Below are 12891 nucleotides of genomic sequence, written 5' to 3' on the forward strand. Positions count from 1 at the left end.
AGTAATAAGTCAAAGTATTTGATAAAGGGTTTTGCAAACGATGAAGAAACTAAGTCTTTATTTAATAGCAGGATTAGCATCTAGTCTTGTAATTTCTCATCCTACTCAAGCTGCTACTCTAGGCAAGAATTTGATTGTTAATGGTGATGCAGAACAAGGCCAAGGAGACCCAATAGGTAATGCAGTGGGTACTGACATTCCTAATATTCCTGGATGGAATACAACTGCTAGTTTTAGTGTATTAAAATACGGGGCAACAGGTTTTACCTTTACCAATCCCTTTGGTAATGTTGTCGGTGTTACTTTACCTAGTGTTGATGTTCCCGGCCCAAGTAATAGAGGAAAAAATCTCTTTTTTGGTGGTGCAGATAGAGCTTCATCTAGTGCTTCTCAATCCATTAATGTAACCAACCTCGCTTCAGTTATTGATGAAGGTAAAGCCGCCTTTGACTTAAGTGGTTGGTTAGGTGGATACGCTACTGATAGAGACAATATATCACTTAATATTACATTTCTTAATCAGGCAGATCAATCTTTAGGTACAGCTAGTATTTCTGCACCAACACCAGAAGAAAGAAACAACGTCACCGGATTATTTTTCAATTCAACTAACGGTTCTGTGCCTATAGGTACAAGACAAATTAATGTAGTGCTGAATGCAGTTTATGCAAGAGGTAGAGTAAGTGATACTTACGCCGATAATCTCTCACTGGTAATTACTCAAGTACCAGAACCAGAAATTTCAGGTTTATCATTACTAGCCGTATCAAGTTTAATAGTTTGGAAATCGCGGAATAATCGCCATATATTTCACTAATTTTGATTTCTGATTTTATTGCTACAAGTGTAGCTTGTATCGCTGCATCGAAGTTGTAGAAAAAACGGCAACTCATTCAGCAGGCGTAAACCTTTAAAAGTTTGTATTTGAGGAATCTCTATCTTATGCTAAAAACAAAGTCCTGGTCAAAGTCACCCCTGATTGTGTTGGGGTTAGCATTAGCTACTATTTTTACTGCTTCACCCTCCAAAGCTACTACTTTTACTTATCAAGGTGATACAACAGGTAAACCCTTTTGGCGGCGTACTGCACCCGGTAATCCTCCTACTTTTATCAGTGGTGAGAGAGATGGAAATTTAGGATTTAGTGTACCTTATACTGTGTTTGATTTTACTGTTGATACATCTGGTTTATACACTATAAAAAGTGACTCTCAACCAACCCCACCTATTAATAGAAAATGGGATAATTTTTTAGTTTTATATCAGGACAGTTTCGATCCAACTAAACAATTAACTAATGTTTTGAGAGCAGCTACTACAACTACAGGTAGTATTGTTACATTTGACAGAGAACTCACAGCCGGACAGAAATACTTTTTAGTTACAACTGGCCGTCGATGGAATGATTCTGTCAAAGACTTTGGCTTTTTTACCAATACAATCAGTGGTTCAGGTCGGATTATACCAGTTCCAGAATCAGATTCAATTCCTGCTATTTTAGCCGCAGGTGGTATTACTTTACTGCTATATAAGCGAAAAGTAAGTTTATCCCTCTTGTGTCACTCTCCGAAAAGATTTACCATTCCTAAAATATAAAGCTTTTGTATAGCAAGCAATCGCACAATTTTTTTCTAATAACAAATACAAGACCTATTTTTTTCTCATAGTATGCTTGTATTGATTGCTTAATAAGACTTATAGCGATCGCTCTCTCGGAAAGTGACAGAAGAGGGATAAAAGCATAGCAGTTATTAATCCTTTGTGAAAAATATAACCCCGATTTATTATGATTTCGGGGTTATGTTTATATTTGGAATCTCAACTAACTACTGTGTAAGGATGTTTAACATATAAAGCTTTAGCAGCAGTTTGGTTTTTACTATTCTTGAGGATAGCAATTGGATAAATTACTGGAGAGTGGGAGACTGGGGGTGCGATCGCACTCTTGTAACAGGATTGGGATTGTAACTCGTTGTGGGTGTAGCTTTTCATTAATATTGTTTCAATTTAGACTGCAACCTTAGTTTTATTCAGCAAAATCTATTGACATTATAATTTACATCATTTAGTGTAAACAGATAATGATGTAAATTAAATATATGGAATTTGAAGGTGTGCGTCAATGGCAGGGAACTGCTGAGGCACTGACAAAAGAACTGAGACGGCAGATTGAACACCTGAAACTGTCAGTAGAGCCACCAGCCTTACGAACCGTGCGGTCTTGGAGAGCAAAGCAACTTTTATCACAACCGAAAGGACAAGAATTTGGATTTCGTCAAATTTTGGAGGGATTGGCAACAATTTTACTATTAAAGAAGGGTTGGACAATAGCGGCGATCGCGCAAGTATTGCCTTCTTTCACAGAAGATACTTTGGAGATGCAAATTCTGGCCGAGGCTCAAGGTCAAGACCCTACATGGCTACCCGCCATCACTGCAACCTCTTTGCCATTACCAACTGGACACCGCCCAGTAATAGATATGGCTGAAGATGCTGTAGTTTTGTTAGCGCAGGGAATTATTCGCCAATATGAGCGAGTGCTACCGGGTCAACAAATTGTCCGTCAAGAGGATAGTACACTACCGCCAGAACTCTATCAAGCAATGTGCAAATTAGGTCGTCTATATATTGAAGAAGGACAATGCGATCGCGCGGCTTGTGTACACACTGTTTTAGATAACGCACGTTACCCCCTTGCTTCTGAGCGTTGGGGGTTAGGAATTTTTCACCAATCAGACTTTCGCTTTGCTAACGCAACCATCATCGATTCAGATTTGCGAGTTCCCACCTCAGACTGTGCAGAGATTGCCAACCTCAGTGGCGGTTTTGGGGAAAATAATGTTATTGAACATCGGCTTTATACTGAGTTATGCGACGCAACCCAACGATTGGGCGGTCGCCGCCAGCACAAAGCTTACACTGCATTACGAGAGTTGTTTGGTAGGCATTCTCTGATAGGACAACGCCAATTATTTGATTACTTGCTTGACAATGACTTAACCCCTTTACAGGGAATGATTCTTGATAATTTTTTCGACCTAGTACCGGATATTTGGCTAATTGATGGTTTAGCAAACCGTTGTGCATACTGCGGTACACTGATGCGACCTCATCCTAACAATAAACTATTTGCACAAGGGCGCTGTCCCATTCGCCAGTGTATTGGTCATGAATTGCCAAAAGTATCGGAAAAACTAGATCCCAACGAAGACATTTTACGCATTGCCAAGCCGCAAATTCTCACCTACTGGACAGGCCCAGCCATTGATGAATTAGCCATATTTGATACAGCCAGACAAAACGGACTAGATGCTGAACTTTATCCAGAGTCGGATTTATGCGATATAGCGATTAATGAAAAAGTAATTGGGATTGATGCTAAATCCTATACAAGTCCGGTGACTCTGGCTTTGCGTCTCAATCGTAGTATTGGGGGACTGATTTATTATCGTCGTCGAATTTTGGCTGTGAGCGATCGCTTAATTGAGGATAACCCAAGCTACATTTCCACCCTCAAATCAACACTTGATAAAAAAAGTGATGCAGCCAGTTTAGAAATTATGTCAGTTTCCGCCGTCATTGAGTTTATAAAGAAGATGCCTTATGCGAACTAAACCTGATTTTTGGAAAGGTGCAGAGCGAATTTGTTGGCTTTGCGTATTCATGGAAGAATTTATCGGCACTAATTCACTGGAGTATGCACCAGTAGTTATGTCTGGTATGGCCAGCATTTTAAATGCACCTGCCTTTGCACAAGCTCGTCAAGCTATTTTCAATATGCGGCAGATGTCACTGGCTTATGTAACGCACCAGTCAGTTAAGCACGCGATCGCTCTCTATAACAATTATCATTACTCCAACAATACTCAAGGGACGTATGAAATTGATATTGAAACACTTCAGTTTCAAAGGACTGACGCTTTAGAAGATTCGTTAATTACAAAGGCACGGCAAATTCTCAGTTCCCCTTTGCCCTACGATACCTATGGTTTTACAGTTGCCGATCCTCGTCAGCCAATGGCTGTGGCGTTAGGTGAAGACTCAACCTCCGTGAAGTTAGACATTCCCCGTATCTCTGCTCCGATTGCTGCACGTCGTATCCATTCCCTCAACCGCCAACCAAGAGGAAAGATTCGCATTCCCTTAAAAGAACTGCGTGATTTGGCTCATGAAATGGACAAGCGAGAACAGCAATATCCTGAACGACGGGCTGGGAACTGGGCAGATCGCTTTGAACGCTTTGACCTGATGGTATCGGAGGCGGGAAAAGGACTGCGGAAAGAAGATGATGTACTGGAATTAAAGGATATCAAACACTTAATTGGTTTGCCTGGGTCGGGTAAAACAACCTTACTGGTGTTGATAGCTGTCTGGTTGGGGCTACATGATTATAAAGCAATGTTTGTCTTTCCCTCAATTGAAGTTGCTAGACAGTACATGGCTGATTTAGCATTTCATCAAGTTAAGGTGGGAATGCTTGTTGGTCAAGGTGATGAAACTCGCCGTCGCCATGCAGATAATATTGCCGAAGCGATCGCCGCTACAGGAAATAATGGTGGTTTTGCTTACAGCTTAGAACAGGCAGAAGTTTTTGGATTGAATTGCGTTCTACCAGCCTTTTCCACTGCGGATATGTCTTTGTGGGGCTTTGGTTACGCACCTTGCAATGAGATATTGCAAGGAGGGGGGAAACAGGGAAAGATGAAGAAATGCCTGTGTCCCCTCTGGACAATGTGCGGTCGTAACAAAGCACAACGAGATTTATTGGATGCTAATATTTGGGTTGGTCATGTGCGATCGCTCGATACTCAAATATCACCCCATGCAACTTACGAACAACTACGATATTTTGAATTAATTGCCCGTACCTTTGACCTAGTTGTTTTCGATGAAGGCGACATGGTGCAGAAAGTCTTAGATGATTATGGCGCTGCAACTCTAAGTATTTCTGGCTCAGAAAAATCAATTCATAGAGTCATTCTCGAACAAATTCATAATCGCTTTGCTCGTGGTGAAAACTATCGACTATTTGACCGGGATATAGAACTTTACAGTCGTGACTTAGCTGAATTTGGCAATCATAATACCTCTTTGATTACCACCATCCATAATATGTCAGGGTCGCGGGTAAAAGAACGCTATGAAAATCAATTGTTGACTGTATTACGAATTGTTAGCGAACTCTTGAATAGTCAGAAAAAATCTACTAAGCAAGATGAAATTGATGAACAAGAGGTAAAAACAGAAGTTACCAGAAGTCGAGCGTTAGCTGAATTTTGGGAAAAAGCAGCATATAACGCCTTTTATGACCGCACAGGTGTTAATAACCCTCAAGATTTTAAAGCAGATTTTTGGCCTCATTACATAGGCATAAACAAAGAAACCTTAGAAAAGCAATGGAACATTCTCATTCAGTATTTTCGCCGCTACTTAGCTGAAAATTTGATTAAACAACGTGATGCGATCGTCCAAGAAATAATTGACTTATTTTTCAAACTCTGTTTTCCCAAACATCAATTAACTATCGAAGCAGAGGATTTAATTAAATTACTGATAACTGTTACATTCGTAATTTTGGGTTATCAGCGAATTGTACCAGGGACAAGAACAATGGTTGCAGAAGGCTTCATTCGTGATCCCATTGTAGAATCCACTGCATCACCAGAACTAAGAAAATTTATTCCAGAAAGCATTTTAGGTTCATTTTCTGGTGTGCAATACAGTTTTTTCAAAGCACAAACAACGCGCACTGCTGCGAGAAATATGGAATTATCATACATTACATTTGTAGGTGCGCCTCGGATGTTAATGCACCGCTTTCATCGGTTGTTAGAAGCAGATAATGGACAAGCCAGTCCAGCTATTTTAATTACCTCAGCTACATCATTTTTACAAGCAAGTCCAGCCTATCATATTAACGCCGGGCCACATTATTTACTCAAAGCACGTCAGCCAAAAAATCATACATCAGCAAAAAGCATTTATCGTTTCAAATGGTTTCCAGATAGTCAACGTGGTGATCAACCTCTACTATACAGTGGCGCAGGCGATCCCGAACTGCAAAAACGGAATCTTCAGCTGATGGTAGATGCTCTTGTCAAAGGAGGAACTACCAAATCTGAAATTTATAAAGCTATGAATAAATTTGATGTCAAGTCTGATATTCGTCGCAAAGCCGCTTTAGTTGTTAACAGTTATGATCAAGCTCGCCATATTAAGAAATACATCAATAACTATTATCCAGATGTTGGTAGGTATACAAAAGCAGTTGTTAACTCTTTGAGAGAAGGGGAACAACCAAAGGATTTTATCACTTCTGCTCAATGTGAAGCATTAGGAGATGATGAAAACTGTGATATTTTAATTTTTCCCATGCTAGCAATTGGTAGAGGTGTCAACATAGTTTTCACCAAAGGGGAAAGGAAACTAGATGCAGCAATTGGCTCTATTTACTTCCTCACTCGTCCTCACCCTACCAAAAATGATATGCAGCTTTTGTACAGCTTGACAGGACGAGCAACACAAGAATTTGATAGTCGAGTTTTTAGTGAAACAGAAGATTTGAATGCCATAACAACAGCTTGGCGACAATCAAGAAAAGACCTCTGGTTAACTGCTAATAGATTGTTACGTGAACCCTTAATGGCGAGCCGTTTGGGGCCTGAACTATTCAAATCATTTACGGCTAATCAAATGGTAGCTATTCTGCAAACAATTGGTCGAGGGATGCGGAATGGATGCCCAGTATCAGTTTACTTTGTTGATGCAGCTTGGGCTAAAAAATCAACAGAAGATAAACCCGACTCTGGACGAGATAGTATGCTAGTTCAGATGCGAATTATTTTAGAAGAATGTGTGAACCATGAAGACCCCGTAATTCGAGAAATTTATCAAGAACTGTATGGCGCATTTCTAGAACCTTTACAGCGCATTCAAGGAGTAATTTATCCTGATGAATTACATTCCTTAGAAGAATTGGCGGATGAAGAAGCAGGTTTTGACGAGTTTTCAGCAATATTGGAGATGTAAAAATGATGAATAATTTTGATAATGAAATTGAATTGGAAGAAGATTTATTTGCAGAAGAGGAAGACGAAGAAACTGAAGGTGATTTCGTCTCAAATACATTGTATATTCAGCAAGGTCAAATCAAATCAATTGCCAAATTTCCTCTAGCTTTTACAGTACCAGATAAACTACCACCAATTATAGTCGAGGGTTTTACTCTTACTTGGACAAAAGCAGGTTTGCAATGTTTTAGCAAAATTCAACAAGGAGCTAATGTCAAAAATATTCCTTATGGCTCATTGCGGAATTTTTTACAAGTAATACTCAAAGATGCAGCAAGAATTGAACCAAAGATAGGTCTTAGCAAATATGCCTTGGATTATGCTAGATATGCTGTCAATGCTGTGCCAGAACCTTTTGTTTACCTTACTGGTGGCAATGAGGAAGAAATAAATAGAATACTTCGCCCAATTATTAATGATTGGTTGACAAACTATCTCAAACCATTTGCTGAGAAGGAAGATATATCAATAAACATTATTGAGCGCTTGGAGGATTTGCAAGAAAGAGGAGAGTTAATAAAAGTTTCTCCGTGCAAATCTCAAGTATTGCCTTGGACTTGGAATAAAGAGACGGATACAACTACACATAGAGATAAATATGCGTATCAAATGCTTGCAGATTATGTGGCTCGTCAAATTGCTGGACAAGTTATTTTTCCAGATTTAAAGCCGATGAAACGTGTTATTTTTAGCAGTGGTACATTTACTTCTGGTATTGCAGAACTGATCACAGATCCGATTTCTTTAGATGACACAAAAGGAAAATTTAGTTTTGTCGTAAGTCTGGAAGTTGTGACTTATCCATCTTTACATCAACCTTTATTAAAAGTTGATGTTTCTAAACGTCGCTGGTTCACTCAGTTGAAAGCTCCTAAATATGACCGCAGAAATATTAGCGGTTTCATCTTTTCTCAAGAGCATACTGATCGCGCCTTTAGCTATCAAGTAAGATGCGAACAAGACAAAAACGGCAAAAATGGTAAAACTAATAAGGAAGAGCAGGTAAAATGGGTTTGGAGAACAGATAAAGATTTTGAAATATTACGAAGAGAATTAAATCTGGGGTCATCTTATGATGGTCAAGAAATCGCTAGAGGTTTAGCCTCTACTAATAGCTGTGACGTACTTCTAACTTACCGTAATGGGCTTCAAGATAATTCAGAAGAAGACGAAGAAACTTTTGAAACATACGGGATTGAAACAGGTGTTCCAGAGCGCGATAAATTAGACGCTTTTGAGGCGATCGCAAAAATTATTCAACCATTAGGAATGCAAGTATTCAATAAATATTCTTTGGTGAAACCAAGCCATGATCTGAAAAAAACAAAGGAAGCAACACGCATGATTAATCTTCCTACACTGCTTGGTGGTGTTTTGGAAGCTCTTGAAACAGATACTAACTTAGAATTTACACCGGAATATCTCGACCAATTCAACGATAAACAAATTGATGACTTACTAAGTAAATATTTTAAGCTTCGTTTAGAACGTATTCATTGGGGAAGAAAAGCGCTTCAGTTTAGCAAACCCACACCTAATCAGACAGATGATCTCCAAGCCATCATTCAAGCAAACCAAGCAGCAATGCAGCGATTATATCCCAATGAACGACCTTTATTATTTATATTTTGTGAAACTCAGTTACAAACTGAAGCAAAACTGTTGCAGAAAGTTACTCAAGTTTTATGGGGAGATACACTTGATATAGAAATTGTTCGCTTGCCAGAAAATACCCACGGGCCAAGAGAAAGTTTATCAGGAAAAGAGTTGAATGCTAAAGAGCGATCGCGTGAGCGAATTAAAGCATGGGAATCTACTGCACAACAGATTGAAAAGCTCAATCAGCCAACTTTCTGCTTAATAATGGCACGACAGTTTTATCCAAATCCTAATGGTCAAAACACTGTTAAACCTGACGATAAAGTTAACAAACCTTCAACTCGCCAAGCATTAGCAAAGGTTGGTGCTGCTGTGCAGTTTTTACTACCTATTGAAAAGACAAAAACAACAAATCGTCTCAAACTTGCAGACTTTTTCCATCGGATGCAGTCAGCACTGAAAGATTTAATTTTTGCTCATTCCGGTCGCATTGATGATATCAAAGGAAAAGTTGATAAGTACCTGCAAAATATTCCTCCAGAAGCTAGACCAAAAGAAATTATTGTAATTACAATTGTCCGTAAACAAAAAGGTCGCGTTCGTGGCAAAATAGAAGGTACATTTTTACCAATAGCAATCCGCATCAATGTGGATACAGATAAATGTGAATTTTCCTGTGCTTATGATAGAGGAAATTTAGTAATCAGTTCGTGGACAAGTTTTTCTGATGGACGAGCTTTTGTTTCTGAACTTACTCCTATTAAACTTGCTGATAAAGAGGAAGTACGCAAGACTCGATTCATGGACTTTGTGAGACAGGTTGTTTCTGATTCTATTGAAGATGGGAAGCAACCATTGGTAATGATTGATTCTTCCAACTGCGTTCAACTATGGCCTTGGTTAGCTGATATTAGAATAAATGCTAATCAAATTAACCTTGGTTCGTCTCAAGATATGCAGGTTAACTGGCAAGGCGCACGTATAATTCGCATTCGCCAAGAAATTGCCCCTGGCATTATTGAGAAAAAAGCCAGACACTTAATAGAAACCTCTGTAGAAGATACCAGAACTAAAGAGGAACTAAAGAAACTGCCGCATACGCAGGAAATTCCCTCAGCATCTAGTGCGACAGGCTTATTTCGACTCAGCGCGACTAACCAAACTGGATGCGTAGCTTATCTATCTGTGGCACGTGAATCACCACATCAATATACTCGTGGTCAAAGTTGCTATCGCTCAACCTACAGTCTAGATAAAAAAACTGGGTTACTCACAAAACAAGCTCCTTTTACTGGTCGCTGGCCTACTCCTAACCCCCTGGAGATTGTTGTTACCTTACGCCAACCAGAAGATAATGCTGATGATTTAGCTGCTCTTGTGGAGTCACTGCGCTACGGCTTTGGTCACTACAGCGATTGGACTGCTTTACCTGCTCCCTTATTTTTTGAGCGAGTTGTGCGCGACTATATCAGCTATTTCACTATTGAAGATGATGAAACCGAGGATGAAGACGCAGATTCTTAGACAGAATATCTAGAATACAGATGAATTTTATATTGTGCGATCGCCTACCTTGCAATAGCTAATCGCACAATTTTAGTATGCTGTCCCTTTAAAAACCTTGTCGCAAACGCTTAGTCCACAATATTAAACCAGATCCGACAACACCAGCGATCGCACCAAATAACAAGTGCATCCCCAAAAGATATACATACTCATTCACAAATACACCACCAGCACCAATTACTATTTGGGTTAAGGGTTTTGTGGCTGAGTGAAGACTGTTTCTTTGGCTTGTTTTCCAAAAGTCTGAACTTCCTGATTTACTCTATCCCACTCTGCTATACATAAGCCTACATCTGACCATTCCTCACTATATTTATATAGTGAGTAAATATTTCTATTGATCACATCCTTGCTAAAGCCTAAAAACTATATGCGTTCCCAATTACAGGAAAACATATGAGCCGGGCGGAAATATTTTTTGTCATCGTTTTATTACGAATCACTTGGTAACGGTACATAGGATGAATCCGTAGTCAAAATATAAGCTGAGTATTTTGGCTTAAGTCTGCCAAAACCACTGACAAATAGAAAAATCTGTAACTATGGTTACACTTTAGTAGAGTTAACTGGTATATCCTTGACACCAATAAAGTTGGTATTACCCAACTTAGATCGGCTTGGCTTGAGATCAATTCAAAAGCCTATGTATGCAAGCAAGCGTACCTCCTCCAACTTGTAGTAATGGGTGCAGATGGGCTAGTTCACCCATCTGCTAATTTTCTTAGGACAAATAAATGTTATGAAAGAGCAATCTGATTTCCTCTCTGACCTTTCTGATTTTCTGTATCCACGCAGTTGTTATTACGGTCAGTTTAAGCCAGAGTATCTAGTATTTAACGCGAATCTTCAAGAGTTTGCCCAAAGAGTAAGTTACATTAGTAGCTTACAAACCAACGGAAAGATTTCTCCACAAGAAGCATATGACCAAATTAAAGCCCTTTGGAAACAATTAAAACGAGCAAAGAAAGAACTCGGAGTTACTTCAGCTAATTTGCCGAGTTAGGGAATAGAAAACAAGTTTAAAAGATGTGCAGAACTTTTTCACAATTAAATAGGATTTCTATTTAAAGTAATAATTATGCTCCAGTTAGATGCTATCCGTCAGACAGTCATGGAGGAAGTTCCTTATCATTGGGCTGTGATTGAGAATTTATTGTCTCCAGAGACTAGTTTAGAATTAGCAGCCAGCTTTCCTCAAGAAAATTTTTGCTTATCGACAGGGGAAGGATACGGTTATCTTTGGGGCGAGATGCTGGCTAGTAGTGATGATATCGCTTTAATGAACAACTTTGGAGGTCACTGGCGAGAACGCATTGTTGAGAGAAGACTATCCTCAGACTTGCATCACCTCAGCCATAGTTGGCAGCAACTTATACAAGCATTATGGCAACCCCAATACCGCCAAGCCTTAACACAGATGTCAGGAATTGAACTCAAAGACTGTGCAATGGTAATTGGCTTTCGTCGCTACAACGGCGGACATTTGCACCGTCCACATACAGATGAACCATCAAAGGTCTTGACCCATCTAGTATATTTTAATCAACAATGGCCAGTGGAATGGGGCGGTTGTTTACGCATTCTCAAAGATGAGCAATCCAACTCAGTCTATCAAGATATTCCACCTTTGAATAAATTTTCAGCCGTGATTGTACGTTCTGAAAAATCTTGGCACATGGTAACACCAGTCACATCCTCAGTATCACAGACAAGGCGAGTTTTGAGAATTATGTTTTTTCGCCCCAATTTGTGATACGTAATACAATTAATCGTCTTACGTATTAAGTGCGTCGTTATCTAGCCCAGCTTCATCTATTTCGATTATCCAAGGTACACCTAAATCAAATGGCGGAGTTACATTAATACTAGCGGTATTAGCAAATCGGTGTAAGTTCTTAGTGAAATAGGGAATACTTGTCATGATGTTATGGTAACTCTCAATATCAGGACAAATCATAGTTAAAACAAGAACACCACTATTAATTTTGAAATACCAATGACAACTAGCTAATAAAATACGCGCTATACGGTTACAAGCCAAGAAAAAACTTTGTTTTGTTGCTTCTTCAAGTTGCCTAAGAAGTATTTCGCTCAATAGTATTGTCTGGTTTGAAGGCAAATCATCTGGATGAATGTAATTCATAATAGTGGGAAGTGGGGAATAAAGGGAGATGAGGGGAATGAAGGAGAATAACTATTAACTATGGACTATTAACTGTTGACTATGGACTAATGACTAATCACCCAAAGCAACTCTAACCATAGATGTGGATGGTTTTGCTTTATTTGTGACATGGGATCTCGCATCAAATTTGTAGCGTTTAAACAGGCTACATCAACAAGTCCTACATAAGCTGCTACTTCTTTGAGTAAGTTTTTTTGAGTGATGATAGCAGTTATCAATTTTTCAGGGCAATAAATTCCTATATATCTCGCATTGGGAAGAGGCTTGTTCTTGAGTTGAGGCGTAATTACTTTGACATAACAGTGACGAATCAATTCCCATACGCGAGGATGAGTATGTTCAATAATTACGTTAAATTGTTCGGCTAAGTCTTCTTCAGTAATCATGTTTGACTCCATTAATATAAAGCTAAAAGTAGTCCTGTTCTTTCATGTCTGCATAGGTAATACTCGATTGTGCAGAAACATTAAT

The 12891-nt window shown here is 39.1% G+C and carries 11 protein-coding genes; 7 read left to right on the forward strand and 4 right to left on the reverse strand.

Going from position 1 to position 12891, the window contains the following annotated elements; all coding sequences use genetic code 11:
• Positions 1–40 precede the first annotated feature (40 nt).
• Positions 41–817 carry a PEP-CTERM sorting domain-containing protein gene (locus NSMS1_RS27935; RefSeq protein ID WP_224087882.1) on the forward strand — a complete coding sequence of 259 codons (777 nt, stop codon included), beginning with the start codon at positions 41–43 and terminating at the stop codon, positions 815–817.
• 125 nt (positions 818–942) lie between these two features.
• Complete coding sequence (locus NSMS1_RS27940; protein WP_224087883.1) at positions 943–1596, forward strand: PEP-CTERM sorting domain-containing protein; 654 nt, start codon at positions 943–945, stop codon at positions 1594–1596.
• 222 nt (positions 1597–1818) lie between these two features.
• On the opposite strand, the gene NSMS1_RS27945 is transcribed toward NSMS1_RS27940, so the two are convergent.
• Complete coding sequence (locus tag NSMS1_RS27945) at positions 1819–1992, reverse strand: hypothetical protein (RefSeq protein ID WP_224087884.1); 174 nt, start codon at positions 1990–1992, stop codon at positions 1819–1821.
• A gap of 107 nt (positions 1993–2099) precedes the next feature.
• On the opposite strand from NSMS1_RS27945, the gene NSMS1_RS27950 reads away from it, so the two are divergent.
• Genes NSMS1_RS27950 through NSMS1_RS27960 form a run of 3 tightly spaced genes read left to right on the forward strand, consistent with a single transcriptional unit; the run spans position 2100 to position 10193 of the window.
• On the forward strand, positions 2100–3614 hold the full coding sequence (locus NSMS1_RS27950; protein ID WP_224087885.1) for a hypothetical protein: 1515 nt from the start codon (positions 2100–2102) through the stop codon (positions 3612–3614).
• Positions 3604–7029 carry an ATP-binding protein gene (locus NSMS1_RS27955; protein WP_224087886.1) on the forward strand — a complete coding sequence of 1142 codons (3426 nt, stop codon included), beginning with the start codon at positions 3604–3606 and terminating at the stop codon, positions 7027–7029. The genes NSMS1_RS27950 and NSMS1_RS27955 overlap by 11 nt, the downstream gene beginning before the upstream one ends.
• Before the next feature lie 2 nt (positions 7030–7031).
• Positions 7032–10193: an RNaseH domain-containing protein gene (locus tag NSMS1_RS27960; RefSeq protein WP_224087887.1), complete on the forward strand. Its 3162-nt coding sequence runs from the start codon at positions 7032–7034 to the stop codon at positions 10191–10193.
• A 231-nt stretch (positions 10194–10424) separates the two neighbouring features.
• On the opposite strand, the gene NSMS1_RS27965 is transcribed toward NSMS1_RS27960, so the two are convergent.
• Positions 10425–10580 carry a hypothetical protein gene (locus NSMS1_RS27965; protein ID WP_224087888.1) on the reverse strand — a complete coding sequence of 52 codons (156 nt, stop codon included), beginning with the start codon at positions 10578–10580 and terminating at the stop codon, positions 10425–10427.
• Between the two features lie 394 nt (positions 10581–10974).
• Here NSMS1_RS27965 and NSMS1_RS27970 point away from each other — a divergent pair, with 394 nt between their 5' ends.
• Positions 10975–11238 (forward strand): hypothetical protein, encoded by a 264-nt coding sequence (locus NSMS1_RS27970; protein WP_224087889.1) that lies wholly within the window; start codon positions 10975–10977, stop codon positions 11236–11238.
• 75 nt (positions 11239–11313) lie between these two features.
• The gene (locus NSMS1_RS27975; protein WP_224087890.1) at positions 11314–11988 is read left to right on the forward strand and encodes a 2OG-Fe(II) oxygenase; all 675 of its coding nucleotides are present in this window, start codon (positions 11314–11316) and stop codon (positions 11986–11988) included.
• A 21-nt stretch (positions 11989–12009) separates the two neighbouring features.
• On the opposite strand, the gene NSMS1_RS27980 is transcribed toward NSMS1_RS27975, so the two are convergent.
• Both NSMS1_RS27980 and NSMS1_RS27985 read right to left on the reverse strand, forming a co-directional pair.
• Positions 12010–12378 (reverse strand): hypothetical protein, encoded by a 369-nt coding sequence (locus NSMS1_RS27980; RefSeq protein WP_224087891.1) that lies wholly within the window; start codon positions 12376–12378, stop codon positions 12010–12012.
• A gap of 86 nt (positions 12379–12464) precedes the next feature.
• Positions 12465–12806, reverse strand: coding sequence for a hypothetical protein (locus NSMS1_RS27985; RefSeq protein WP_224087892.1), 342 nt, complete (start codon positions 12804–12806; stop codon positions 12465–12467).
• Positions 12807–12891: the final 85 nt, after the last annotated feature.

The sequence above is a fragment of the Nostoc sp. MS1 genome, assembly GCF_019976755.1.
Classification (GTDB): domain Bacteria; phylum Cyanobacteriota; class Cyanobacteriia; order Cyanobacteriales; family Nostocaceae; genus Trichormus.

Coding starts and splice junctions, on each gene's coding strand:
- NSMS1_RS27935 (WP_224087882.1), top strand. CDS start 41: ATGAAGAAACTAAGTCTTTATTTAATAGCAGGATTAGCATCTAGTCTT.
- NSMS1_RS27960 (WP_224087887.1), top strand. CDS start 7,032: ATGATGAATAATTTTGATAATGAAATTGAATTGGAAGAAGATTTATTT.
- NSMS1_RS27970 (WP_224087889.1), top strand. CDS start 10,975: ATGAAAGAGCAATCTGATTTCCTCTCTGACCTTTCTGATTTTCTGTAT.
- NSMS1_RS27985 (WP_224087892.1), bottom strand. CDS start 12,806: ATGATTACTGAAGAAGACTTAGCCGAACAATTTAACGTAATTATTGAA.
- NSMS1_RS27955 (WP_224087886.1), top strand. CDS start 3,604: ATGCGAACTAAACCTGATTTTTGGAAAGGTGCAGAGCGAATTTGTTGG.
- NSMS1_RS27980 (WP_224087891.1), bottom strand. CDS start 12,378: ATGAATTACATTCATCCAGATGATTTGCCTTCAAACCAGACAATACTA.
- NSMS1_RS27950 (WP_224087885.1), top strand. CDS start 2,100: ATGGAATTTGAAGGTGTGCGTCAATGGCAGGGAACTGCTGAGGCACTG.
- NSMS1_RS27975 (WP_224087890.1), top strand. CDS start 11,314: ATGCTCCAGTTAGATGCTATCCGTCAGACAGTCATGGAGGAAGTTCCT.
- NSMS1_RS27945 (WP_224087884.1), bottom strand. CDS start 1,992: ATGAAAAGCTACACCCACAACGAGTTACAATCCCAATCCTGTTACAAG.
- NSMS1_RS27940 (WP_224087883.1), top strand. CDS start 943: ATGCTAAAAACAAAGTCCTGGTCAAAGTCACCCCTGATTGTGTTGGGG.